The sequence below is a fragment of the Salidesulfovibrio onnuriiensis genome, assembly GCF_008001235.1.
Lineage (GTDB): Bacteria > Desulfobacterota > Desulfovibrionia > Desulfovibrionales > Desulfovibrionaceae > Pseudodesulfovibrio > Pseudodesulfovibrio onnuriiensis.
Genome location: NZ_CP040751.1, coordinates 2,858,549 through 2,881,330 on the forward strand (window position 1 = coordinate 2,858,549; position 22,782 = coordinate 2,881,330).

Genomic DNA, 22,782 nt, shown 5'->3' on the forward strand with positions numbered 1-22,782 from the left:
ATTATTCACCTTCCATCGTGCATCTGAGCGGGAAACCCGCACTTTTTGCAAGGCGGTGGACCATGTCCACCTTTGTTTCCGCCACTTCGGCGGTAAAGAGACCGCAGATTCCATACCCTTCGTTGTGGATCTGCAGCATGATGATGGTGGCTTCGGTCTCGCTTTTTCGAAAGACCCTCATGAGCACTTCCACCACGAAATCCATGGTGGTGTAATCATCGTTATGCAGGATCACCTTGTACTTGCGCGGCTCCTGCACCTCCTGTTCATCCAGAATATCCGGCTGGTGCTGATCACCGGTATATGGTTCGCTCATCTGTTCAACTCCGCCAAGGCCTTTTCACCCTAGGTTCCAATATAGGATTGTTCGTTTCCGCTGTCGAGTGTCTACTATTATTCTTTGCCTATTTGCTGCAACAATTCACTTTTTTTCTCCGGCGAAAAGAGAAAGCTCTCGTCGGCTTCCATTCCCCGCTCCCGGCGAAAAGCCAGGTTGAGGCCATGATACGTTTCCCGGGACGCCTGCTCCGGGGAAAGCTCCAGCACGCCTGCACACCGGGGCACACTTTTCTCGTCCCCCTCGATTTCCACGAAATCACCGAACGGCAGGGTATCCAGGCAGATAAAGCCGCCTTCCAATTCCCACTTCTCGCGGACCTTTTCATAGGCAAAGGCCACCGAATAGTCGAGGGATTCAAGAATGGCCCGCATGATGGCGAAATCGTGAACCGGGGTTTCCAGCTCCTCGAAAACCTTGAGCCTGGGGTCCGTCTCCACCTGGGGCGGCTTTTTCACCGTCAGAACCGCCTGCCCCCTTTTCAAACGCAAACGGAGCAACATGCCCTTGCGTTTGAGGGAACGCTCCCTGTCGTCGAAAACAAGATTTTCTTCAAAATAACGCCCCATGGACCGGGCTGCAAACCCTTGAAGCAGGCCGCGAACCCGTGCAAAATCAACATCAACGTATTTGAGTTCCATTTCCAAAGCCATTTGCTTTCTCCCGCATGGCTGGTATGAGGTTGTCCGAGGCAATCAAAATGTTGAAAAAAATACTCTTGCTGTCCGCGGGCGGCGCCTGCGGCACCCTTTGCCGTTACTGGCTTTCCGGAGTGGCCCAGCGTCTGGCGGGCACCAATTTCCCCGCAGGAACCTTTGCCGTGAATATGCTCGGCTGTTTCCTGTTCGGAACCGTCTGGGGATACATGGAAAACCGCATCGGCCTGGGCGGCGACCTGCGCCTGCTCCTTCTGAGCGGATTCATGGGCGCGTTCACCACCTTCTCCACGTACATGTTTGAAACTGCCAACCTCGTCAAGCTTTCGCAATATTTGCAGGCGACTCTCAACATCGCGGGCCAGAGCGTGGCCGGGCTAATTCTCGTACTGCTGGGCATAGCCCTCGGCCGCATGTTGTAGGGAAAACAGGACAGAGAAACAACCGCACCTTCAGGAGGCGAGCATGCAACTTCCCAACAAGGCCGAACGACTGCGCATCTTCATCGGTGAAAACGACCGCCATGCGGGAAAACTGCTCATGGACGTCATCATCGAGCAAGCCCGCAAGGACGGGCTGGCCGGGGCCACCGCCCTGCGCGGCATCAGCGGCTACGGTGCGAACAGCCTGGTGCACAGCAACAAGATCCTCCGCCTGTCCGAAGGCCTGCCCGTGGTCATAGAGATCGTGGACTCCAGCGAAAAAATAGAAGCCTTCCTGCCCAAGCTCGACGGCTTGATCCAGGAAGGCCTGGTGACAAAAGAACCCGTGGAAGTGCTCATGTACCGGCACAGCGCCGGTTAGGTTCCGCACACCCGGATCATCTCCGGAGCAATCCGCTCCAGGGCAAGGATCTTGTCCACACCGCCCATCTTGATGGCTTCCTGCGGCATGCCGAAGACAACACAGGAGGCCTCGTCCTGGGCAATGCAGTACGCACCCACATCGTGCAGCTCACGCATGCCCTTGGCCCCGTCATCGCCCATACCGGTCATGATTCCGGCCACCACGTTCCTTCCCCCGAAACGGGCCCCGGAACGGAACAGCACATCGACCGAGGGACGATGCCTGGAGACCAGGGGGCCGTCCTTCACTTCCACATAATATTTGGCCCCGCTGCGCTTGAGCAGCATGTGCTTGTTGCCGGGAGCAATGAGCGCCTGCCCCCGGAGCATGGCGTCGCCATCCTGGGCCTCCTTGACCGTCACCTGGCAAATGCCGTTGAGCCTGTTGGCGAAAGCCGCCGTGAAATGCTCGGGCATGTGCTGGACAATGGCCACGGGAGGGCTGTTGACGGGCAACTGCTCCAGAAAGACGCGCAAGGCCTCGGTGCCGCCGGTCGAGGCCCCCACCAGCATGATCTTTTCCGTGGTAGTCAGAGCCTGGGGCCTGCCCATGGGAATGACTGCGTCCGCATCCAGCTTGGGCTGGGCCTGAACGGGCTTGGCCGGGACCTTGATCTTCTTGGCTCTGGTCATGGCCGCGGCCTTGACCGCGTCACACAGGCGGATTTTTGATTCCTCCAGAAATTTCTTGGTGCCCACCTTGGGCTTGGTGATGATTTCCACGGCGCCGTATTCCAAAGCCTTGAGGGCATTTTCGCCCCCCTTCTGGGCCATGGAGGAACAGATCACCACGGGGATGGGATGCTGGGACATGATCTTCTTCAGGAAGGTCAGCCCGTCCATTCGGGGCATTTCAATGTCCAGGGTGATGACATCGGGAACTTCCTGCTTGATCTTCTCTGCGGCGACAAACGGGTCCACGGCACTGGCCATGACTTCGATATTGGGGTCGGAATTCAATATATCCGTGAGCGTCTGCCGCACCACTGCGGAGTCATCCACAACCAGAACACGAATTTTCTTGCCCATTGTGCTCTCCGTTCAGCATGATTCTCAAACCGTCTCAACCACGACCTGACGCACCAGACTGGGAATATCGAGAATGAGTGCGATGGAACCATCCCCCTTGATGGTCGCGCCAGAAATCCCTTCCACGTCCTTGTAAACCCGGCTCAGGCTCTTGATAACGGTCTGATGTTCGCCAATGACCGTATCCACCACAATACCGACACGGCTTCCCTCCACGCCCGTAATGACGATCTGCTCGATGGGCGGATTCTCCCCTTCCACCATGAAGAAATCGCGCAGATGGATATAGGGGACGATTTCGCCCCGGAGGTGGAGAAGCGTCTGTCCTCCTTCGCCTTCCTCTATCTCGGAACGTTTCAGTTCAACGCATTCCTCCACCAGGGAAAGCGGTATGACGTAGAACTCATCACCCACCCGGACCTGCAGGCCGTCGATGATGGCCAGGGTCAGGGGCAGCCGGATGGTGATGGTGGTCCCCTTGTTGAGCATGCTGTCGATATCTATGGAACCGCGCAGGGAGTCGATGGCCCGCTTGACCACGTCCATGCCAACCCCCCGGCCGGAAACGTTGGTGACCTTTTTGGCGGTGGAGAATCCCGGTTCGAAGATGAGCTTAAAAAGCTCCTTGTTGGTCATTTCCGCATCCGCGGTGATCATGCCGCGCTCCACGGCCTTGGCGCGGATCACGTCCGGGTCCATGCCCTTTCCGTCATCGGTGATACGGATCAGCACCTCGCCGCCGGAATGTTCGGCGGAAAGCAGGATCATGCCCTCCTCCATCTTCCCCAGGGCCTTGCGCTCCTCGGGAGACTCGATGCCGTGGTCGATGCTGTTGCGCAGCAGGTGCACCAAGGGATCGCCAAGCCGCTCTATGACGGTCTTGTCCAGCTCGGTTTCCGCACCGTTGGTGGAAAGAAGTATCTCTTTTCCAAGCTCGGCGGAAAGATCCCTGACCAACCGACGGAACTTGCTGAAGGAAGTGCCGATGGGTAGCATGCGGATGCCCAAAGTGGAATCGCGCAGTTCGTCGCTGAGTCGTTCGAGTTCCTCGGAAAGAGATGTCAGGACGGGATCGTTCCGTTCGCTGACCACCTGGGTAATCTGGGCCTGAACAATGACCAGTTCGCCCACGAGATCTACCAGCCAATCGAGCTTCTCGGCGGCCACGCGAATGCTGGAAACCGCCTCCTGCTGCTTCTTGGCCTTGCTGGATTCCATGGCCTTGGTCTGCTTGCTGACCGCCTTGTTGAGTTGCTCGTCCGTCACCTTTCCGGATTCCTTCAGTATCTGCCCGATGGGCTTCTGTTGCTTGAGGGCGTCCTTTACATCGTCCGGGCCTACGGCGCCTTCCTCGACCAGTATCTCTCCAATCTTGGGGGGCTCCTCGTCGGTATCGCCATGTTCCACAAGCGGCACTTCGGTCGCCGGCGAAACCTCCTCTTCTTTGTAGTCTTCAACCGTCACACGGATATTCAGGTCGGTGAACAGAAAAATGTCCTTGATCGCGTCCTTGTCCCGATCCGTATCCAGCCGGAACTCCCAAAAGGCCTCGTCGGCTTCGGGAACATCCGTGGGACGGGTCTGAATACGGAATTCACCGCGACGCCGCAGTTCCTCGAACAGGGGTTCGTAATTCTCTTCCTCTTCCCCCTGCGCATCCTGCGGCACCACCTTGATCAGGTAGGAATGGTCCCCTCCGGCGGCGACAGCCTCCTCGGCGGGTACGGTTTCGGGCTGAGCCTCGGCCTCGGGTTCGGGGGGAGCGGCGGCCTCGTCCGAAACAGCCTCTCCACTGGCAAGTTGCTGTAGACCGCGCAGGATGTTCGCCATGCCTTCGGGATCCACAACCTCGCCGGCATCCGCATTATCGAGCATTTTCTGGATATGGTCGCGGGACTGGAAAGAAAGATTCAACAGGTCGGTGGTCACCTTGAGCTCTTCGGAACGAACCATGTCGAAGACGGTTTCCACTTCGTGGGTGAATTCGGCGATATCCTCGAACCCGAACATGGACCCGGAGCCCTTGATGGTATGCAAAGCCCGGAAAATCCTGTTGACCAGATCAAGATCCTTGGGATTCTCCTCGAGCTCCAGCAGCGAACCTTCCAGCTCGCCAAGCAGTTCATAGGCCTCTTCTTTGAATATCTGTCGGTTCAGATCATCAGACATGTACGAACTCCCCTGTGGGCCGTTCCGATTGCTGCTCTCAGTTTTCTCCCAACGCCTTTCACCGCATCTATTCGCAGTACTACATATTACGCGCTACATGACTACCCTGTTATAGGCCGGATTGTGGCCGAACAGTGTTATAATTTACAAAAACTTGATTTCAGCGCGCGCGGTTTCCGCATCAAATGGCTTGACCGTAATTTCGACCTTTTCGCCCTTGAATTCCGCAGCGCCCCATAAAATACCCTCGAAATAATCGAAAAGCCCCCGGGAGGAACGGTAGTTCATGAACAGCTCGTTGCCCTTGTCCTCGTAGGTGAAATTGGGCGGAGTAATCCCAGGATGCTCCTCGGTGAGCTGGGCGTGAACATCGTTCATGCGCATGTAGAACTGCTTGAGGGTCTCGTCCTTGAAGTAGCGCTTGTACATCTTGTAGAACTCGCCCACCGTGAAACGTCCCAGCCCCAGAAAAAAGTCACGCTCGGAAATACCTTTCCGTTCCACCACCTGTTCGGCCATCTGCTTCATCACACCGTCAGGATAACTGGCCGTGGGCAGGAACACGGGATCCCCCATTTCCGCCTGCATGGCCTGGAAGGTTTCCTGTCCGAATTTCTCTTCCACATATTTCTGGGTTAACTTGGGCAAAATACCTTTCATCTGGCCGGAGGATTCGCGCAGCTTCACGCCGCCCTTGTCCGCACTCCGGAAATCCATGGCCACGGTAAGAAGCTGCTGGGCCAGTTCCGCAAGATCCCGGGTGGCCGAAGCCTGCTGGCCGGCGCCCTCGTCCGCCTCCTTGGCGACCATGGCGATCTCCTCGATGCTCTTGCCGATCTCCTCGGCCGCCGCGGACTGTTCCTCCGCAGCCGTGGCTATCTGGGAAACCCTGCCGACCATATCCTCAATGCGGGCCATGATCTGTTCCAGGGCCTCACCGGCCTTGTTGGAAAGGTCGGTACTCTCCTCCACCTGCTTCTCGGTGCGCGCCATGGAGGACATGGCATGGGCGGAACGCTCCTGGATGGTATGGATGGCCGTTTCCACCTCCTTGGTGGCGGTCACGGTCTTTTCGGCCAGCTTGCGGACTTCGTCCGCAACCACAGCGAAGCCCCGTCCGGCTTCACCGGCACGGGCGGCCTCAATGGCGGCATTGAGCGCCAGCAGGTTGGTCTGGTCGGCAATGTCGTTGATGACGTTGATGATGCGGCCAATCTCCTCGGCCTGGCTGTCGAGCTGCTCCACCACCTCGGCAAGCTGCCCTGCGGAAACCGAAACATTGTTGATGGCGTCCACGGCCCGGGTGACCATCTCCACGCCTTCCCCGGCGGAAACACGCGCTTCCTCCGCGGCCTGGGAGGTGGCCGAGGCATTGCTCGCCACTTCCAGCACCGTGGCGGTCATCTCTTCCATTGAAGTGGCCACGGTATCGGTCTGCTGGCTCTGCTTCTGCGCTCCCCGGGCCTGCTCGTCCGCCGAGGCCGACATCTCCTCGGACGCCGAGGCAACCCGTTCCGCCAGGGTGCTGACCTCGCCCGCGACCTCGACCATGCGCTTCTGCTGATCCTCAAGGTCATGCTTCTGCTGCAGCGAATCCTTCATGTCGATGAAGGAGGTCACCACGCCCACGATCTTGTCCGAGGAATCATAGATGGGCCGGGCGTACAACTGGACGGAAACAACCTTGCCGTTCCAGAGGGTGATGTCCGTAACCGCATCAACCCCTTTTCCGTCCTTGAGAACCTTTTCCGTAATCGACTGGCCCTGGGTGTTGTAAAAGGCCTGGCTGACGGTGAAACCGAGAATCTGGGTCATGGGCTTTTCAAGCATTCCAAGCACGGACTCGGTGGCAAGCATGATCTTTCCGTCACCGTTGCAGACGATGACCTGGTTGCCGAGCACCCGGAGCGCGTTGTGGAACAGCATTTCCCGATCCCTTTCCCGCTCGTAATGTTCCCGCACTCCTTTGACTACATCGGCCAATCCGGCCTTTTCCGCGAGCTCGTCAAATTCGGCGCGCCCCTCTTCGGAGTCCAACCGCTCCAGGGCATCGTGAATCCGGGAAAGGGAGGGTTGGGCAAAAAAAACGCCGCACAAGGCCAGGACAAGCCCCAGGCCAAGGGCGGTGTAAAAAGGCAGAATCGTATTTCCTAAAAAATATGCCGCCGAAAAAACAGCACAAATCAAAACGCCAAATAGAAACGAACGGAAACCGCCACGACTGAATACGGACACTTTGCTCATGTGTACATCCTTGCTGAGGCACCCAGGGTTACTCGAGAACGTCGTCGAAAAGACAAACGGGTTCTACCAATCATTACGCTGATTCAGCCCTGTTTTCAATCTCAGCACAGGAATAATCACATTGCAATTAGTCTCTTGCGTTTTTTGATTAGCGACGGAACATGCGCATGGCCCTGCGGCGACGGAAACGCCGGATGGCAAACAGGGAAACCACGTAGGTAAGGATGGTCGCGGGAATGCCGAAGATCAGGCCTCCGGCGAGAATGACGGTAAAAAACTGCCAGCCCGCCTCGATCATCTGCACCATGTCCAGCTTGGAAGGATCGAACGAGGCGTCCAGAGGCAGAAAGAACACGCCCACCAGGTAGAGGAAATAGTAAAACGGCGCCATGGTGAAGGCATTGGAATAGCATGTCGCCAGCCAGGCGGCGAACTTGGGCACCTTGAAGAGAAACGCCAATGCGATCACCACCACGGACTGAAAGGGAATGATGGGCATGGCCCCGATGAACACTCCCAACGCCAGGGAAAATGCCAACTCCTTGGGGGTCGATTTCTGACGCATGACGCGCAGGTACCAGTACTTGGAGGCGCGCTTGCCGCGCTCCCACCATCCAAGCTCCCTGGAATTTCTCTTGAGGGCACTCTGGGCGCCATTCTTGGATTCGGGCACAAACTACTCCAGAATATCAAAACGGGAAAATTTCATCATGAAACCGGCCCGCCCCTGAGTGGCGGAGCGTAATTCCGTGGAAAAACCGAACAGTCTGCCCAGCGGGGCAAGGGCTTCCACAACCTTCTGGCCGCCCTTGTCGACCATGTTCTCCACCTTGGCACCCTTGGCGCCCAACAGACCTATGACATCACCCACGAAATCTCCGGGGACGCCGATTTCCACCCACATGATGGGTTCAAGCAACTTGGGGGCGGCCTTTTTCAAGGCTTCGCGCAGGGCCATGGCCGAAGCCATGCGGTAACCGGCCTCACTGGACTCCCCGTCCTTCCGCTCCATGCTCAGGATACGCACACGAACGTCCTGCACGGGGTATCCCTTCATGACGCCGCTCTGCAAGGCATCCTCAATGCCCTCCTGCGCCGCGTTCAACCAGGCCTCGGGCCAGGCCTCCACATCCAGCTCAAAGGAAACCTCCCGCCCCGTATCCCGGGCAATGGGTTCCACGGCCAGGGACACCTGCCCATAGTGCATAACCTCCCCGAGTTCGCGGTTGAATTCGCCTTGCGCAGAGGCTTTCCCGCTGATGGTTTCCTGATAGACCACCTGGGGCTTGCCGGTCCTCGGCTCAAGCTTGTGTTCGCGACGAAGCCGCTCCAGAAGGATCTCCAGATGCAGTTCGCCCATGCCGGAAAGTATAACCTGTCCGGTGTCCTCGTCGGTCTTGGATTCCAGGGTCGGATCCTCGAGAAGATATTTTTCCAGCACCTCCTCCAGCTTGTCCGCCTCGTCCGAATTCCTAGGCTCAATGGCCAGGGAGATGACCGGCTTGTAGTTCTCGATCTGCTCCAGGACCAACTGGTTGTCCTTGAGGCAAAGCGTATCCCCGGTGCGGGCGTACTTCATGCCCGCAGCGCCGACGATATCCCCGGCATAGGCCGCGTCCAGCTTTTCCTTCCTGCCCGCGTGCAGCCGGAACAGACGCGCCACACGCTCCTCCTGTCCCTGGGTCACGTTGTAGACGACCTCACCGGCCTCAATGCAACCGGAATACAGGCGCATGAGGGCCAGCTTGCGGCCGGAATCCATGCTGACCTTGAAAACAAGCGCGGAAAGGGGCTCCTTGCCTCCGACCTCAAAGGACTTGGGACCCCGGGTTTCCGGATCAACGCCGGTTGCCGGGGGCACGTCAAGCGGACTGGGCAGATAATGGCACACGGCATCCACCACAGGCTGCACGCCCACGTTCTTGAGGGCGGAGCCGCACAGCACCGGCACCACGGCCAGATCAAGGGTGGCCTTGCGGATGGCCTCCCGCAGCGACTGGACCGGGATGTCCTCCCCGGCGAAATAGAGTTCCAGAAGTTCGTCGTCGTAGTCGGCCGCGGTTTCAAGCAGCTTTTCCCGCCACGGGGCCAGGCGCTCGGCCTCCTCGCCGGTAAGGTCGAACACCTCGAACTTCTCGCCCTTGGATTCGAGGTCGAATTCCAGACGCTTCATCTCCACAAGGTCGAAGACCCCCCTGAGGTCCTGTTCCAGACCGTCCGGGTATTGCAGGGGAAGCGGGTTGACCCCGAGCTTCTGCACCATGGACTCCAGCACGGCCTCGAAATCCGCCCCCAGGCGGTCCAGCTTGTTCACATAGGCCAGCTTGGGCACCTTGTACTTCTGGCTCTGGCGCCAGACGGTCTCGGATTGGGGCTCCACGCCGCTGACACCGCAGAAGACGCCGACAGCGCCGTCCAGCACACGCAGGGAGCGCTCCACTTCAATGGTGAAGTCCACGTGACCGGGAGTGTCGATGATATTGATGATGTGATTGTGCCACTCGCAGGTGGTCACTGCGGAAGTGATGGTGATGCCGCGTTCCTGCTCTTCGGGCATGTAGTCCATGGTCGCCGTGCCCTCATGGACCTCCCCTATTCGATGAATCTTCTTGGAATAATAGAGAATCCGCTCGGTCAGCGTGGTTTTTCCCGCGTCGATATGGGCGATGATGCCGATATTGCGCAGCTGTTCGAGATTCTTTTTCGAGGGGCTCTTGCTTTTGCTCACGACTCTTCTCCGTCAGACCAGGTCACTCTGGTGTCCACAAATGTGTTCGCGTCTATTTCGGTCCAGATCCAACTCGATTCATGGCCAGGGCCCATCACTGCGGAAAAATGCGCGGCAGCCCGGGAATGATCCCCTGCAGGCAGAAAGGCAACAGAGGCGTCCTGCGTCAAAGCATATTCGAACTCCCTGTCCGCGCAAGAAAAAACAGAATCGTCAACGTCCGAGGCATCCCCAAAGTAGGTCATGCGCGTACCGGCCTGCGCAAAGGCCAGCGCATCCAGATCAAACCGGTTGCCCCCCTCACCCTGACGAACGACGGCGGCAGCCTTGCCCAAATTCAGGGAGAGCACGCCCGGAGAACATTTTCCGACCTGGGACACGGCATCTTCGGCATCGATATACACCAGCCGGCCGGATTCGCCCCCCTGCGCCAGCTCCCGCAGGAGCCGCTGCAACGTGTCCTGATCCAGTTCGGCGACCATTTCGACACCGGCCAGCTCCAAGCCGACCAGCTGGGGTTGCGTCCAGCCAGTCCCGCACGGCTTCACGGCGAGGATATGGAGGACTCCCGCGGCAATGGCCGGCACCAATGCGGCCAGCAACTGCGCCGGGGAGTTCATGTCCGCGCCGCAAACAAACACGGCAAAGCCGACCGGAGAACGCATCTCCGCAGCAGTAAAACCGCCCCGGAAGAGGCGCTCAAGGCGCTGCGCCGTACAACACGACGGCCCGTACCATTCCCAAAGCCGGGCAATGGAAGTCTTGAGCAAGGCGCGTCGCTCGTCGGGAACCGAGGCATAGGCTTCGCCCATGACCGCGTCATCAAGAAGGTGTGGCTCCAGCCAGTCGGGAAAAGAAAAGCTCATGGGGCTGTCCTTACGAAAAAAGCGGCCCCGTGGGCCGCTTCGAGTTTCAAGTTACAACCAGTTCTTGAGCCATAGCAGCCAGCTTTCCTGGATGCGCATGCGCTCTTCGTCCGCCAATGTCTTCTGGTACTCGAAGTAGGCGTACTCGGCGCGCCGCCGCGCGTAGTCGCGCAGGTCCGGCACGTCGGAAAAATTTTCCACCACGTACTTGTAGCGATGCCAGGCGGGACCGTACCGGTCCGTCCGCCAGAAGAAGTCGGCGACGTACAGCTCGTGCTCGGCCAATATCCGGCGACTCTTCTGGATGTAGACACGGGCCTGTTCCGCATATTCGGACTCGGGAAAGGACTGCTCCACGCGATAGAAATACTCGAGTCCTTCCTTGATGTTGTCCTGCCTGCGGTCGATGCCCTTGAACATGTTGTAGTTGGACATGCCCACCTGGAACAGAACATAGGGAATGCTCTCGTTGGTGGGGTGCATGGCCTCGAACTCCTTGTAGGCGTCCACGGCCTCCATGTACTTGGTGTCCAGATAGTAAGCGTCTGCCAAGGCCAATTCTGCCCTCAGCGTATACGGGCTGAAGGGGAACTTGTCCTTGAGCTTGACGAAGAAGTCCTGGGCTTCCAGATACTCCTTTTCCTGCATGCTATCCATGCCCGCTTCCCAAAGTTCCTGAGCGGTATCTTCCGGCGGGGGCAAAAAGTAATAGTCGATGAGGCCACACCCGGAGAGCATGACCACGAGCAGCACGAGTGCTGTATATTGCTTCATTCGCCTCAATATAGGCCTCACAAGTTAGTCGCCAAGCTGCTCAAGGTAGGAGAAGGCAGAGGTGGCGGCAGTGGCACCGTCGCCCACGGCAGTGGCGACCTGACGGCACATCTTGGCCCGGATATCGCCCGCGGCGAAAATACCGGGTACGTTGGTACACATTTCAACGTCGGTCACAATGCCATGAACATTCTTTTCCACGGCATCGGGAACAAAACTCATGACCGGCTCGAAACCGACGAAAATAAAAGCGCCTTCCACGTCGAGGGAACTCTTCTCACCGGTCTTGACGTTGGTGAGGGCAAGCTTCTGCACCTCGGCATCACCAACAATTTCGTCCACAACCGTACTGCGCAGAATCTCGATCTTCTCGTGGGTAAAGCACTTGTTCTGGTAACAAAGCGCCCCACGGAACTCGTCGCGGCGATGGATGAGATACAGCTTCTTCACCAGCCGGGAGAGGTACAGAGCCTCTTCCAGGGCCGAGTTACCTCCGCCCACCACGGCCACGACCCTGTCGCGGAAGAAGTTTCCGTCGCACAGGGCGCAGTAGGAAACCCCCTTGCCCACGAGACGCTGCTCCCCGGGAACGCCCAGATTGCGGTACCGCGCGCCCGTGGCAAGGACAATGGACTTGGCGCCCACAACCTGCCCGTCGCCCACGGTAATCTCGTGTACGGGATCTCCCACCTTGATCTCGCGGACCTCGTCCATGATCTTGTCGTGCGGGTAATCCTCGAGATGCGCGGAAAGCTTGTCCGCAAGCTCATACCCCTTCAATCCCGAAGGGAAGCCCGGATAGTTCTCGATCTCCTCGGTCATGAGGATCTGCCCGCCAGGGGCCATCTTCTCGATGGAAAGGGTTTTTACCCCGGCCCGCAAAAGGTAAAGGGCAGCCGTCATTCCTGCCGGACCGCCCCCAATGACTACGGCGTCGTAAATGTTCATTTTACAGTGCTTTCTTCTCGATCATTTCCTTGATGCTGCTTTTGGAAACAGCACCGGTGCTCTGGTCCAGAACCTCGCCGCCCTTGAAAAGGATGATGGTCGGGATGGCGCGAATTCCGTATTTGCCGGGAGTTGCGGAGTTTTCATCCACGTTCATCTTGGCAATCTTGACCTTGCCGTCGTATTCGGTGGCGAGTTCGTCAATCACAGGTCCCATAGCCCGACAAGGACCGCACCAGGGAGCCCAGAAGTCGATGAGCACGGGGATGTCGCTGTTCAACACTTCAGCTTCGAAATTGCTGTCAGTAACCTGCATAGCCATGCGTATACTCCTTTCTTCGTTTCGAAATTCGACGGCCTGAACCGTATCTACTCGGCGGGGCCCCAAGGGACAACTCCGCTTAGTGTCGCATTCAACCAAGTTATTAAAAGTAGTGATGGAGGCTCGTACTGTCAAGACGGAACAGGACAATTTAGCCCTGTCAGCCCCGGCATTCGCGCCAATCCAGCGGGACGACCCTCCCGCGCGGAATCGCCTCGAGGTCCAGGCCATGGCAATAGCCCTGCCCGGCGAGCAGTCCACCGGCATAGGCGATCATGGAACCGTTGTCCGTGCACAGTTGCAGGCCGGGCAAAACCAGATCGATGTTCCTGGATTCTGCCAGCTCCTGCATGACGGTCCGAACCATTGAATTAGCCGCAACCCCGCCGGCCACGATGATGCTCTTAACCTTTCCGGTCTGCTTGAGCGCACGCTCCACCTTGATCCGCAGGGTATCGGCCACGCTCCAGTTGAAGGAGGCGCAGACCGTGGCGATCAGATCCCGGCGTTCCCGGGGCATGCGTGCAACCGATTCGATATTCCCCATTTCATCGAGCACGAGTTCGGGATGGGCCTGAATGTAGTTTGCAACCGCAGTCTTCAGGCCGCTGAAGCTGAAATCCAAACTCGGGGTGTCTATGAATGCCCTCGGGAACAGCCCGGTGTCCGGAGCCACGCCCCGGCCCAGTTCATCAATAAACCGGCCGCCCGGATAGGGAAAATTGAGCAGCTTGGCCACCTTGTCGAAGGCCTCCCCTGCCGCGTCGTCCAAGGTCCGGCCCAAGAGCTCGAACTGCGTGGACGAGTCGATGCGGTAGGTATGGGTGTGCCCGCCGGAAACCAACAGTCCCAGTGCGGGAAAGCGCAATTCCTGCTCCAGGCCGGGAGCCAGGAGATGGGCCCAGAGGTGGTTGACCCCCACCAAACGGGTGCCGAGGGAAACGCTCAAGGCCTTGGCAAAGCTCACGCCCACCAGCAAGGCTCCCAAAAGTCCGGGGCCACGGGCCACGGAAACCACGTCAATCTCCGAAGGATCAATTCCGGTATCCTGCATCAATTCACGATACAGCACCGGCAAAACCCGCAGATGTTCCCGCGAGGCGATCTCCGGGACCACCCCGCCGAACACGGCGTGCACATCGATCTGGGTCGCGAGCTTCTGTCCCACCAGGCGACCGTCGCGCACGAGCGCAACCGCCGTCTCGTCGCAAGACGTTTCAATACCGAGACTGAGCATGGAGGACTATTTGCCCTTGTATTTCTGGTAGATTTCCTGGACCACCATGACATCCTTGCGCGAACCGATGAACAGCGGCGTGCGTTGGTGCAGGTGATCCGGCTCGATCTCCATGATGCGCTTTTCGCCGTCGATGGCCATGCCGCCGGCCTGCTCCACGATCATGGCCATGGGATTGGCCTCGCACAAGAGCCGGAGCTTGCCCGTGGGCTTCTTGGGATCGCGCATGTCCGCGGGATACAGGAACACGCCGCCGTAAAGCAGGTTGCGATGAAAATCCGCCACCAGCGAACCGATGTACCGGGCGCTGTAGGGTTTCATGTGCGAATTCTGCGACGACTTGAAATACTCCACCACGGCGCGCGTGCCCTCATCCCAGTACTGGCTGTATCCTTCGTTGACCGAATAGATCTTGCCCTGCTCCGGGATGCGGATGTTGGGGTGGGAAAGCAGGAACTCGCCCACACCGGGGTCGAGCGTGAAGCCATAGACCCCGTTTCCGGTGGTGAACACAAGCATGGTGGACGAACCGTAAAGAATATACCCCGCCGCAACCTGCTCCATGCCCGGCTGCAGGACATCCGAGGAAAGCAGGGGTTCGTGCGGATTGCTGTTGCGGCGATAGATGGAAAAAATGGTGCCGATGTTGACGTTGACATCGATGTTCGAGGAGCCATCCAGCGGATCGAAGATACAGATGTAATTCCCCTGGGGCAATCCGTGAGGAATCTCGATGATGTCGGCGTTTTCCTCGGAGGCCATGGCGCAGAGAACCCCGGAGCGGGCCAGACGGTGAATGAGAATGCGGTTGGCGTACTCATCAAGCTTCTTGACCTCTTCCCCCTGGACATTGACCTCGCCGGTGAACCCGAGAACGTCCACCAACCCGGCCTTGTTGACCTCGCGGGAAATGATCTTTGCGGAAAGAACAAGCTCGTTAAAAAGGCGGGTGAACTGGCCCGTGGCCCTGGGGACCATATTCTGATGCAGAATGATATGCTCGGTGACTGTGACTTGCTGGGACACTAACGATCTCCTTGTGAAACGGCTCTATGCTAAAACCAACCCGAACCGGCCCCGATCTCGGGATCGACACTTTCCGTGGCATAGACATATTCATCATCACCGATAAATCTTGCAAGCCATGTATAATATTTATCACCCACCTGAACCTGACCGGTCACATTGTCCTCAAGCAGGGTATCCCAGGGCACGGCCAACAAGGCGGCCTCGTCCACCGGGCATCCCGCGGTCCAGACGCCGCCCCCGGGATGTACGATGATCAGCTTTTCAGGCTCGGGACTGAAATTGATCACGGTACGCGGATCAAAACCGGCCACGATCAGCCCCTTGAAGTCAGCATCAAGGAAATACGGGGTTCCGATATACAGCTCAGGACCCAATTCAGGATAGTCGGCCACTGTTTCAAGGAAGGTCTTGCGCCAGTACCCCTTAAAGACGAGAGGCTGGCTGAAACGCTTGAGGGGAATGGCGGGCACCTGCTCGAGAATGGTGCCGTTGTCGTCGGTGACAAAGGCCCGGTCCACCCAGGGAAACCTGGTGGAAAGCAGATCGAACCATTCCTTGTCGGGATAGTTGTCCTTGTCCGAAACATAGCGGTTGAGGCTCAGCAGCGGCGAATCCACCGGAGTGATAAGCCTTGCGAGCTTCTCAAAGTTGGGATTTTCCAGCCTGTAGGCGTCGGTATCGATTTCCGCATCCGGATCGACATATCCGCGAATGGGCTCCCACTGCCCCTTTATATACCGTGTGGTCCTTGTCCATGTATGGCAACCGGCCAAGGCGACAGCCAGGGCCAGCACCAACAGCAATGCTAATAACCTTTTCATGTATGCAGATATCCCTGTTACAGTGACGGCCCGAACGGGCAGCCCCGTATTACACAGTGTCTGTCCGGTATTCAAGCCCGGTGTTCACGAACGGATGCGGGCCTCGAAGCGCGAAGCCAGGGTTTCCAGCGTGCTGATGAGCCTGTTCTTGGCATGCACGCTGAACGGGTCCCCCTTGTCGTCCCCGCCCTCTTCCCTACCGAGATTGGTCTCCAACTCCCGGATGCGCTCCTGCAAGGCGGGTTTGCCCTCTGCCGGGGAAAGCTCCAGCAGTTCCCTGAAAATATCCAGTGCTCCGCGAATATCCCCCTGGGAGGCCAGAAGTTCGGCCATGGTCCGGGTACGCAGGTTGCCTCCGTCGAGCACGATTTCCTCGTCGCGCTCCACAACACCGTCATACTCCAGGTCGGGCGAGATCGGCGCAACGCGACGCGGCGGCCTGGGCTTGCACTCGCACGGCGGCGGCAAAGGCGCGCCGACCAGGCGGTCAGACAGCGAGGAAAGTCCCTCGAAGACCACGTCGGTCCAGCGGATATCCTCCCCGGAAATATTGGCGGCAACAAGCATGAGAAAGACGCTCAGGTCCCGTTTGTCCTCGGGGATGCTCCGGGCCCACGCCCGCCAGAAAGCGGGATATTCCCCCAGGGGATCGACGACATGGCGCAACTGGTCGTGCACCTCATCCTCCCGGCCCAGATCGGTGAGGAGCTGGACCAAAAACATGCGTGCTTCCAGAAAATCAGGATGCCGGTCAAGCCCTAACCGCAGGGTCTTAACGGCATCCTCTGTATTGCCCGTTTCGGCAAAAAGCTTGGCCAGGGGAAAGAAAACCTTGGAGCCTGGTTCAAGGGAAAGGACCTCCTGGTACCACTCAATCTTCTTCTCCATCCGCCTTCTCTCCAGTGCTTGCAACGTCATTGTCTTGGAAGATGTAGAGTATCTCGTCCTTTTTGACGAAATTCATCCTGTCCCTGATGATTTTCTCCTGGTAGGCCCGGTCGTTTTTCAGACGCACGATCTCCCTGCTCAGATCCAGGCTTTCGGCGTCCACCTCCTGGAGCTGCCTTTCCAGGGCGTCGTGCCGCTGTTTCAGCTCCATATAGGCGAACAAGCCCTGCCCGCTCCACACGAACCGGAAAAGCAGAAACAGGTTAATCAGTATCAGACAGCCCAGAAGAATGCGCTTTCCAGCCATTCATACCCTCATTGCAGTCGGCGGTTACCGTTTTCTTCCGCATCCAGCCCCGCCAGCGGCCCCTTGAGTTCCTCGAGGAAATTGGCTGTAGCCTGCTCGATACGGCGAACATCCTCTTCTCCGACCTCCACCCTGTCGATCTTTTCCAAGAACGACTTCAGCACCACGAACTCATCCAGCAGGGAATGCCCGAGCTCCAAACGTTCAAGCTCGGGTTCCAAATCCAGTATGGTCTGGAGGCAATTGGATATGCGCACCATGTAGTTCGTGATGTCGGTTTCAGCCATGGGATCTCACCTTATCGCTTCAACTTTCTTCATTCATTAACCAATTTCTATAGAAATTGTACAGATAATTCCCCCCGGAGAAAACCGTAAGCACCAGGGCGGTGTACAAAAGAACCTGTCCGAGCAACACGAGATTGATGCCGAACAGGGGATAATGCCAAAGCAGCGGCGCCAGGGCCAGGCTCTGCACTATGGTTTTCATCTTGCCGAACTTGTCGGCAGGAATCACATCACCCCGCTCCGCGGCAATGGCCCGCATGCCGGTAACCGCAATCTCGCGGGCGACAATGATGATGACCACCCACGCGGGGACCTTCCAGTCCGCTCCCATGCGCACCAGCATGATGAGCACGGAGCAAATGAGCAGCTTGTCGGCCAGGGGATCCAGGAACTTGCCGAGGTTGGTGATCAGGTTCTGCTGGCGGGCGATGATGCCGTCGAACATGTCGGTCAGGGAGGCCAGCATGAAGACGATGGCAGCGGCAATGGGCCCGAACTTCCACCCGAACCACAGATGAAAATAAAGGAGCACCACGATGATGGGGGCGGCAAGAATGCGGGTCAGGGTCAGCGTGTTGGGCAGATTGAAAAGTTCTCTATTCATGATACCTAACCGTGATTTGTAGCAGCTGCTTCAAGACTGCTTTCGACAGCCTTGGCCACTGTTTCGCTGAGCTTGAGGAAGGCGTCCTTGGCAAAGGATTCCTCTTCAAGCAGGACCACCGGCGTACCCCTGTCGCCCGCGACCACGGTCGCCGGGTCCAGGGGGATGGCGCCGAGGAAATCCAGGCCGTACTTGTTGGCCAGATCTTCACCGCCGCCTTTTTTGAACAGATCGATTGACTTGTGGCAATGGGGACAGACAAGCCCGCTCATGTTTTCCACCACGCCCAGGATATTGGCGTTGGCGTACTGCAGAAAGTTGATGGACTTGCGCACGTCGCTCAGGGAAACCTCCTGGGGTGTGGTCACCACCAGGCACAGGGCGTCCGGAATGGTCTTGAGAACGGTCATGGGTTCGTCGCCAGTGCCCGGAGGGGAATCCACGACCAAAAAGTCGAGATCGCCCCACTGCACGTCGGAAACGAACTGGCGGATGGCCGAAGTCTTCATGGGCCCGCGCCAGAGCACAGCCTGATCCGGATCCTTGAGCAGGGATTCCATGGAAACCGCACAGAGGTTTTCATTGTACTGCTTGGGCATGACCAGGGAGCCCCGGTCGATGTCCAGGTTGCCCTTGAGACCGAGCAGGGTCGGCACGCTGGGGCCGTGAATATCCACGTCCAGGATACCAACCTTGTGTCCCTGGTCGGCCAGGGCCGCGGCAAGGTTCACGGTCACAGAGCTCTTGCCCACGCCGCCCTTGCCGCTCATGACGAAAATCTTGTGCTTGATGCGGGCAAGAGTGGAGGAAATCAACTCGTTCTGCAGCTCATGCTGCGCACTGGCCTGTTTTTCCCCGCCCTTGGAGCTGGGGCACGTGGAACATCCGGAACTCACTGTACTCACCTGATAAAATTTAAGGTTATATCACCCCATCCCTTAGCAGGACTTCCCGTTGGAAAGCCTGTCCAGGGCCAGGACCACAAGCATTCCCGCAATCATCAGACACAGGGCCGAAACCAGCTCCCCGCCCAGATCGGGCAGGACGTTCTGCTCCCGCAGCACGTGGACCTTGCCCCTGATGACCGCACTCTCCAGCACTTCCTTCCAGGGCCAGACCTTTCGCAGGGCCCCGACCATGAAACCGGTAAGCACGCTGACCGTGGCCGCGTGCCATCGGTGAAGAAGATAGTGCAGCAAACGTGAAAAGACAATAATACCTAATCCGGCTCCGGCAAGAAAAACAAGGATGATTTCCATGTTTTCCATCAGAAACGGATTCTTGAGGGTTCTGGTTATATATTCGTACTTGCCGAGCATGAGCAGGATGAAGGCTCCGCTGATGCCCGGCAGGATCATGGCGCAGATGGCGATGGAGCCGCACAGGAACACGAACCACAGGGTTTCCGGCGTGGCCACGGGGATCATGCCCACCAGGAGATAACTGCCCAAGGCCCCCAGGGCGCATAAAAGCAGGTTGGCGGTGTTGAGCCGTTCTATCCGCTTGCCCACGATGTAGATGGACGCGGCGATAAGCCCGAAAAACAGGGACCAGATCTCCACGGGATGCTGGCTGAGCATGAAATGCATGACCCGGGCCATGCCGACAATGGCCAGCGCAATGCCGGAGAGAAGGAAAAACAGGAACTTGAGGTGGGCGTGCTCCAGCACGCCGGGCAGATTGAAACGCAGCAGCCTGCGCAAAAACGCGGTGTCAAAGGAATGGATGGCGTCCACAAGTTGGTCGTAAATGCCGGTGATGAATGCAATGGTCCCGCCGGAAACGCCGGGAATGATGTCCGCGGCCCCCATGCAGAAACCCTTTATGGCCAGGATGGCCGCCTGCCTGCCGTTTTCCGGCCCAGGGCTCCTGGCCCAGGCCTGCCGCAGGGTCAGCCTTTCTTGATGCACCAAAACGCCTCGTCGTGTTGAAATTACCAGCCGTGGGCGCCCACGAGATCCACAAAGGCGACCCCGCCCAGATCGGTCTCGGTCACCTGCCCATCCCTTTTTTCCACCAGGATGAGTTTCTGCATCCTGCGGGAGGAACCCACGGGGATGACCAGTAAACCGGGATCGGCAAGTTGGTCAACCAGCGGCCGGGGAACTTCCGGCCCACCCGCCGTAACGATGATGCGGTCGAACGGGGCCTCTTCGGGCCAGCCCATGGTCCCGTCATCGAGCTTGAGTTTGATGCCGAAAAGTCGCATATCCATGAACCGCTTCCGGGCCGCGAAAAATAACTTCTTGATGCGCTCCACGGTGTAGACCTCGGCCCCCATGCGGTCGAGCACGGCGGCCTGGTACCCGGAGCCGGTACCGATCTCCAGCACCTTCATGCCCGGCTCCACCCGGAGCTTCTGGGACATGAGGGCCACAATGTAGGGCTGGGATATGGTCTGGCCTTCGCCTATGGGCAGCGGGGCATCGGTATAGGCCTTGGAGGCCAGCGCCTCTTCCACAAATACATGCCGGGGCAGCTCCCGCATGGCGTCCAGCACGCGCCTGTCGTCAACACCGCGCGCCTCGATCTGCTCGCGAACCATTTTTTCCCGAAGCCGCTTCGGATCTATCATTCAGTAACTCCCCGCCCTGATTTGTCGTTTGCAGGATGCAGACCAGAATTTTACTGCCAAGTCAAGAGAACCGTTCCCCCCGCTTGACACGATGCCCCTCTTCGACAAGTATTCAGATATAAGCAACCGGAGGATAGCATGCTCAAAGTCAAGGATTGGATGTCCACCCCTGTTCATTCCCTGCTGGAAAACGAATCCCTGCACAACGCCCGCGCCCTCATGGACCTCCAGCGCATCCGGCACATACCCATCGTGGATGTGGACAACCATTTCTCCGGGCTGATCACCCACCGCGACGTACTCTCGGCAACCATTTCGGAACTGGCCGACCTGGATGCGGAAACCCAGAAGGAAATAGACTCCGGCATCCCCCTGCGGGAGATCATGTGCACGGACGTCATGACCGTCACTCCGGATTCCAGTCTCAAGGACGCGGCCCAGCTGCTGCTCAACCACAAGTACGGATGCCTTCCGGTCCTGGAAAACGGCCAGCTGGTGGGAATCCTCACGGAGGCGGACTTCCTTAAGCTAACCATCAACCTCATGGACGCACTGGACAACGACCAGTAGACAGCCTCTTCCTCTGCCAAGCGGCGTTCTTGCACAAATGTGCAAGAACGCTTTCTTTTTTCCGCCCTTGAGAACCGCCGCATATGCGTGTAGAAATTGTCTAGAAAAAATCAAATACCATAATCCAAACAAGGATACGTTTTCATGAACAAGGAAAAAAAGAAATTCCCCTTCGGGGCGGTCATCGCCGTCCTGGTGCTGGCCGTCCTGGCCGCGGGCGGCTTCGTGGTCTTCAGGGACACGACTCCGCCGACCATCGCCATTGAACCGGACGTGACCGAAGTGGGCCAGAACACCGAATACATCGTCACGGTCGAGGATCCGGGCTCGGGCCTCAAGTCCATCACCGTGGACGTGATCCAGGGCAAAACTACCCTGCCCGTCCTCTCCAGGGACGTGGCCCAGGGAACCACCCAGATCAGGGAAAAGTTCACCCTGCCCAAGGGCAAACTCAAGGACGGCTCGCTCACCGTGCGGGTTTCGGCGCGGGACGCCTCATTCTATCCCTTTGGCCAGGCCGGCAAGAGCTTGGCTGCCAAGGATTTCACCCTGGACAGCAAGCCGCCGCGCATCATGGTCCAGACGCACACCACCAACCTGACCCAGGGCGGTGCGGGCCTGCTGATCTATGCCCTTTCCGAGGAGGCCAAGGAAAGCGGCATACAGGTGGGCGAACGTTTCTTCCCGGCCTACAAGCAGGCCGCCTTCGGCGACAAGAACATCTACTACTGCATGTTCGCCATGCCCTGGGATACTCCGCCCGCCAAGTTCAGCCCCATGATCGTGGCCACGGACACCGCAGGCAACAGCGCCAAACGCTCGTTCCCCTACCACGCAAACGCACGCAATTTCCGCAAGGACCGCATCAACCTGTCCGACTCCTTCTTCGAGAAGACCCTCCCCGAATTCCAGCAATACCTGAGCGGCGAGGGATCCCTGCTTGAGCAGTACCTGAAGATCAACACCGAGGTGCGAGGCATGAACCGGGCCGAGCTGGTCAAGGTCGGCCGCGACACTGCGGACGCCATGCTTTGGAAAGGCCCGTTCAAGCGGCTGCCCAACTCGGCCAACCGCGCCCGTTTCGCGGATGCGCGCGACTACTACTACCAGGGCAAGGTAGTGGACCAACAGACCCACCTGGGACTGGACCTGGCCAGCACCCAGCAGGCCCCGGTCCCCGCCGGCAACGACGGCATCGTGGCCTATGCGGACTTCCTGGGCATCTACGGCAACGTGGTCATCATCGACCACGGTCTGGGACTGCAGACGCTCTATGCCCACCTGACCAGCATGAGCGTGGCCCGCAACGACAACGTCACCCGCGGCCAGATCATTGGGCACACCGGCACCACGGGCCTGGCGGGAGGCGACCACCTACACTACGGCGTGATCATCTCCGGCATCCCCGTCCAGCCTTTTGAATGGTGGGACGCCCGCTGGATCAAGCACAACATTACCTCAAAACTGCAATAATCCGATTGCATCAGGGCCGGGAGAATCCAAAATCTCCCGGCCTTTTTTGTGTCCCCCATCCTCTCCAGGCAAA

At 58.3% G+C, this 22,782-nt stretch carries 25 protein-coding genes; 4 read left to right on the forward strand and 21 right to left on the reverse strand.

Going from position 1 to position 22,782, the window contains the following annotated elements; all coding sequences use genetic code 11:
• Position 1: 1 nt before the first annotated feature.
• Together FGL65_RS13045 and FGL65_RS13050 are read right to left on the reverse strand one after the other, a co-directional pair.
• On the reverse strand, positions 2-316 hold the full coding sequence (locus tag FGL65_RS13045) for an ATP-dependent Clp protease adaptor ClpS (protein ID WP_147821613.1): 315 nt from the start codon (positions 314-316) through the stop codon (positions 2-4).
• Between the two features lie 77 nt (positions 317-393).
• Complete coding sequence (locus FGL65_RS13050) at positions 394-990, reverse strand: class IV adenylate cyclase (protein ID WP_147821614.1); 597 nt, start codon at positions 988-990, stop codon at positions 394-396.
• 47 nt (positions 991-1,037) lie between these two features.
• Here FGL65_RS13050 and crcB point away from each other — a divergent pair, with 47 nt between their 5' ends.
• Together crcB and FGL65_RS13060 are read left to right on the forward strand one after the other, a co-directional pair.
• On the forward strand, positions 1,038-1,415 hold the full coding sequence (crcB, locus tag FGL65_RS13055; RefSeq protein WP_147821615.1) for a fluoride efflux transporter CrcB: 378 nt from the start codon (positions 1,038-1,040) through the stop codon (positions 1,413-1,415).
• Between the two features lie 43 nt (positions 1,416-1,458).
• The gene (locus FGL65_RS13060) at positions 1,459-1,797 is read left to right on the forward strand and encodes a DUF190 domain-containing protein (RefSeq protein WP_147821616.1); all 339 of its coding nucleotides are present in this window, start codon (positions 1,459-1,461) and stop codon (positions 1,795-1,797) included.
• Here FGL65_RS13060 and FGL65_RS13065 read toward each other — a convergent pair.
• The 19 genes from FGL65_RS13065 to FGL65_RS13155 form a co-directional block, all read right to left on the reverse strand.
• Entirely contained in the window at positions 1,794-2,867 is a 1,074-nt protein-coding gene (locus FGL65_RS13065) for a protein-glutamate methylesterase/protein-glutamine glutaminase (protein ID WP_147821617.1), read from the reverse strand. The genes FGL65_RS13060 and FGL65_RS13065 overlap by 4 nt on opposite strands.
• Positions 2,868-2,891: 24 nt before the next feature.
• A complete protein-coding gene (locus FGL65_RS13070) occupies positions 2,892-5,036 on the reverse strand; it encodes a chemotaxis protein CheA (RefSeq protein WP_147821618.1) in 2,145 nt (714 codons plus the stop codon).
• A gap of 144 nt (positions 5,037-5,180) precedes the next feature.
• Positions 5,181-7,133, reverse strand: a complete 1,953-nt coding sequence (locus tag FGL65_RS13075) for a methyl-accepting chemotaxis protein (RefSeq protein ID WP_250645489.1) — start codon at positions 7,131-7,133, stop codon at positions 5,181-5,183.
• 295 nt (positions 7,134-7,428) lie between these two features.
• Positions 7,429-7,953, reverse strand: coding sequence for a DUF2062 domain-containing protein (locus FGL65_RS13080; RefSeq protein ID WP_250645490.1), 525 nt, complete (start codon positions 7,951-7,953; stop codon positions 7,429-7,431).
• A 3-nt stretch (positions 7,954-7,956) separates the two neighbouring features.
• Positions 7,957-10,008, reverse strand: a complete 2,052-nt coding sequence (gene fusA / locus FGL65_RS13085) for an elongation factor G (RefSeq protein ID WP_147821620.1) — start codon at positions 10,006-10,008, stop codon at positions 7,957-7,959.
• Positions 10,005-10,874 (reverse strand): histidinol dehydrogenase, encoded by an 870-nt coding sequence (locus tag FGL65_RS13090; protein ID WP_147821621.1) that lies wholly within the window; start codon positions 10,872-10,874, stop codon positions 10,005-10,007. Before FGL65_RS13090 ends, fusA begins: the two co-directional genes overlap by 4 nt.
• 51 nt (positions 10,875-10,925) lie before the next feature.
• Positions 10,926-11,648 carry an outer membrane protein assembly factor BamD gene (locus FGL65_RS13095; protein WP_187170388.1) on the reverse strand — a complete coding sequence of 241 codons (723 nt, stop codon included), beginning with the start codon at positions 11,646-11,648 and terminating at the stop codon, positions 10,926-10,928.
• A gap of 24 nt (positions 11,649-11,672) precedes the next feature.
• Positions 11,673-12,596, reverse strand: a complete 924-nt coding sequence (gene trxB, locus FGL65_RS13100; protein ID WP_147821622.1) for a thioredoxin-disulfide reductase — start codon at positions 12,594-12,596, stop codon at positions 11,673-11,675.
• 1 nt (position 12,597) lies between these two features.
• A complete protein-coding gene (gene trxA, locus FGL65_RS13105; protein WP_147821623.1) occupies positions 12,598-12,918 on the reverse strand; it encodes a thioredoxin in 321 nt (106 codons plus the stop codon).
• A gap of 160 nt (positions 12,919-13,078) precedes the next feature.
• A complete protein-coding gene (gene tsaD, locus FGL65_RS13110) occupies positions 13,079-14,155 on the reverse strand; it encodes a tRNA (adenosine(37)-N6)-threonylcarbamoyltransferase complex transferase subunit TsaD (RefSeq protein ID WP_147821624.1) in 1,077 nt (358 codons plus the stop codon).
• A 6-nt stretch (positions 14,156-14,161) separates the two neighbouring features.
• Entirely contained in the window at positions 14,162-15,181 is a 1,020-nt protein-coding gene (gene fbp / locus FGL65_RS13115; protein ID WP_147821625.1) for a class 1 fructose-bisphosphatase, read from the reverse strand.
• Positions 15,182-15,210: 29 nt separating this feature from the next.
• A complete protein-coding gene (locus tag FGL65_RS13120) occupies positions 15,211-16,005 on the reverse strand; it encodes a hypothetical protein (RefSeq protein ID WP_147821626.1) in 795 nt (264 codons plus the stop codon).
• An 84-nt stretch (positions 16,006-16,089) separates the two neighbouring features.
• Positions 16,090-16,893 (reverse strand): tetratricopeptide repeat protein, encoded by an 804-nt coding sequence (locus FGL65_RS13125; protein ID WP_147821628.1) that lies wholly within the window; start codon positions 16,891-16,893, stop codon positions 16,090-16,092.
• On the reverse strand, positions 16,877-17,200 hold the full coding sequence (locus FGL65_RS13130) for an FtsB family cell division protein (protein ID WP_147821629.1): 324 nt from the start codon (positions 17,198-17,200) through the stop codon (positions 16,877-16,879). Before FGL65_RS13130 ends, FGL65_RS13125 begins: the two co-directional genes overlap by 17 nt.
• Positions 17,201-17,208: 8 nt before the next feature.
• Positions 17,209-17,487: a hypothetical protein gene (locus FGL65_RS13135; RefSeq protein ID WP_147821630.1), complete on the reverse strand. Its 279-nt coding sequence runs from the start codon at positions 17,485-17,487 to the stop codon at positions 17,209-17,211.
• A 19-nt stretch (positions 17,488-17,506) separates the two neighbouring features.
• On the reverse strand, positions 17,507-18,091 hold the full coding sequence (gene pgsA, locus FGL65_RS13140; RefSeq protein WP_147821631.1) for a CDP-diacylglycerol--glycerol-3-phosphate 3-phosphatidyltransferase: 585 nt from the start codon (positions 18,089-18,091) through the stop codon (positions 17,507-17,509).
• 5 nt (positions 18,092-18,096) lie between these two features.
• The gene (locus FGL65_RS13145) at positions 18,097-18,987 is read right to left on the reverse strand and encodes an Mrp/NBP35 family ATP-binding protein (protein WP_147821632.1); all 891 of its coding nucleotides are present in this window, start codon (positions 18,985-18,987) and stop codon (positions 18,097-18,099) included.
• A 42-nt stretch (positions 18,988-19,029) separates the two neighbouring features.
• Positions 19,030-20,001: a DUF368 domain-containing protein gene (locus FGL65_RS13150; protein ID WP_250645491.1), complete on the reverse strand. Its 972-nt coding sequence runs from the start codon at positions 19,999-20,001 to the stop codon at positions 19,030-19,032.
• A gap of 23 nt (positions 20,002-20,024) precedes the next feature.
• Positions 20,025-20,666: a protein-L-isoaspartate(D-aspartate) O-methyltransferase gene (locus FGL65_RS13155; RefSeq protein ID WP_147821634.1), complete on the reverse strand. Its 642-nt coding sequence runs from the start codon at positions 20,664-20,666 to the stop codon at positions 20,025-20,027.
• 138 nt (positions 20,667-20,804) lie between these two features.
• Here FGL65_RS13155 and FGL65_RS13160 point away from each other — a divergent pair, with 138 nt between their 5' ends.
• Complete coding sequence (locus FGL65_RS13160; RefSeq protein ID WP_147821636.1) at positions 20,805-21,236, forward strand: CBS domain-containing protein; 432 nt, start codon at positions 20,805-20,807, stop codon at positions 21,234-21,236.
• A 144-nt stretch (positions 21,237-21,380) separates the two neighbouring features.
• Positions 21,381-22,709: a M23 family metallopeptidase gene (locus FGL65_RS13165; protein ID WP_147821637.1), complete on the forward strand. Its 1,329-nt coding sequence runs from the start codon at positions 21,381-21,383 to the stop codon at positions 22,707-22,709.
• Positions 22,710-22,782: the final 73 nt, after the last annotated feature.

Excerpts from the sequence above, each read along its gene's own strand:
- FGL65_RS13060 (WP_147821616.1), top strand. The coding sequence starts at position 1,459 with ATGCAACTTCCCAACAAGGCCGAACGACTGCGCATCTTCATCGGTGAA.
- FGL65_RS13125 (WP_147821628.1), bottom strand. The coding sequence starts at position 16,893 with ATGGAGAAGAAGATTGAGTGGTACCAGGAGGTCCTTTCCCTTGAACCA.
- FGL65_RS13165 (WP_147821637.1), top strand. The coding sequence starts at position 21,381 with ATGAACAAGGAAAAAAAGAAATTCCCCTTCGGGGCGGTCATCGCCGTC.
- FGL65_RS13120 (WP_147821626.1), bottom strand. The coding sequence starts at position 16,005 with ATGAAAAGGTTATTAGCATTGCTGTTGGTGCTGGCCCTGGCTGTCGCC.
- FGL65_RS13065 (WP_147821617.1), bottom strand. The coding sequence starts at position 2,867 with ATGGGCAAGAAAATTCGTGTTCTGGTTGTGGATGACTCCGCAGTGGTG.
- trxB (WP_147821622.1), bottom strand. The coding sequence starts at position 12,596 with ATGAACATTTACGACGCCGTAGTCATTGGGGGCGGTCCGGCAGGAATG.
- crcB (WP_147821615.1), top strand. The coding sequence starts at position 1,038 with ATGTTGAAAAAAATACTCTTGCTGTCCGCGGGCGGCGCCTGCGGCACC.
- FGL65_RS13130 (WP_147821629.1), bottom strand. The coding sequence starts at position 17,200 with ATGGCTGGAAAGCGCATTCTTCTGGGCTGTCTGATACTGATTAACCTG.
- FGL65_RS13045 (WP_147821613.1), bottom strand. The coding sequence starts at position 316 with ATGAGCGAACCATATACCGGTGATCAGCACCAGCCGGATATTCTGGAT.
- FGL65_RS13155 (WP_147821634.1), bottom strand. The coding sequence starts at position 20,666 with ATGATAGATCCGAAGCGGCTTCGGGAAAAAATGGTTCGCGAGCAGATC.
- tsaD (WP_147821624.1), bottom strand. The coding sequence starts at position 14,155 with ATGCTCAGTCTCGGTATTGAAACGTCTTGCGACGAGACGGCGGTTGCG.
- pgsA (WP_147821631.1), bottom strand. The coding sequence starts at position 18,091 with ATGAATAGAGAACTTTTCAATCTGCCCAACACGCTGACCCTGACCCGC.
- FGL65_RS13070 (WP_147821618.1), bottom strand. The coding sequence starts at position 5,036 with ATGTCTGATGATCTGAACCGACAGATATTCAAAGAAGAGGCCTATGAA.
- FGL65_RS13090 (WP_147821621.1), bottom strand. The coding sequence starts at position 10,874 with ATGAGCTTTTCTTTTCCCGACTGGCTGGAGCCACACCTTCTTGATGAC.
- FGL65_RS13050 (WP_147821614.1), bottom strand. The coding sequence starts at position 990 with ATGGCTTTGGAAATGGAACTCAAATACGTTGATGTTGATTTTGCACGG.
- FGL65_RS13160 (WP_147821636.1), top strand. The coding sequence starts at position 20,805 with ATGCTCAAAGTCAAGGATTGGATGTCCACCCCTGTTCATTCCCTGCTG.
- FGL65_RS13095 (WP_187170388.1), bottom strand. The coding sequence starts at position 11,648 with ATGAAGCAATATACAGCACTCGTGCTGCTCGTGGTCATGCTCTCCGGG.
- trxA (WP_147821623.1), bottom strand. The coding sequence starts at position 12,918 with ATGGCTATGCAGGTTACTGACAGCAATTTCGAAGCTGAAGTGTTGAAC.
- FGL65_RS13135 (WP_147821630.1), bottom strand. The coding sequence starts at position 17,487 with ATGGCTGAAACCGACATCACGAACTACATGGTGCGCATATCCAATTGC.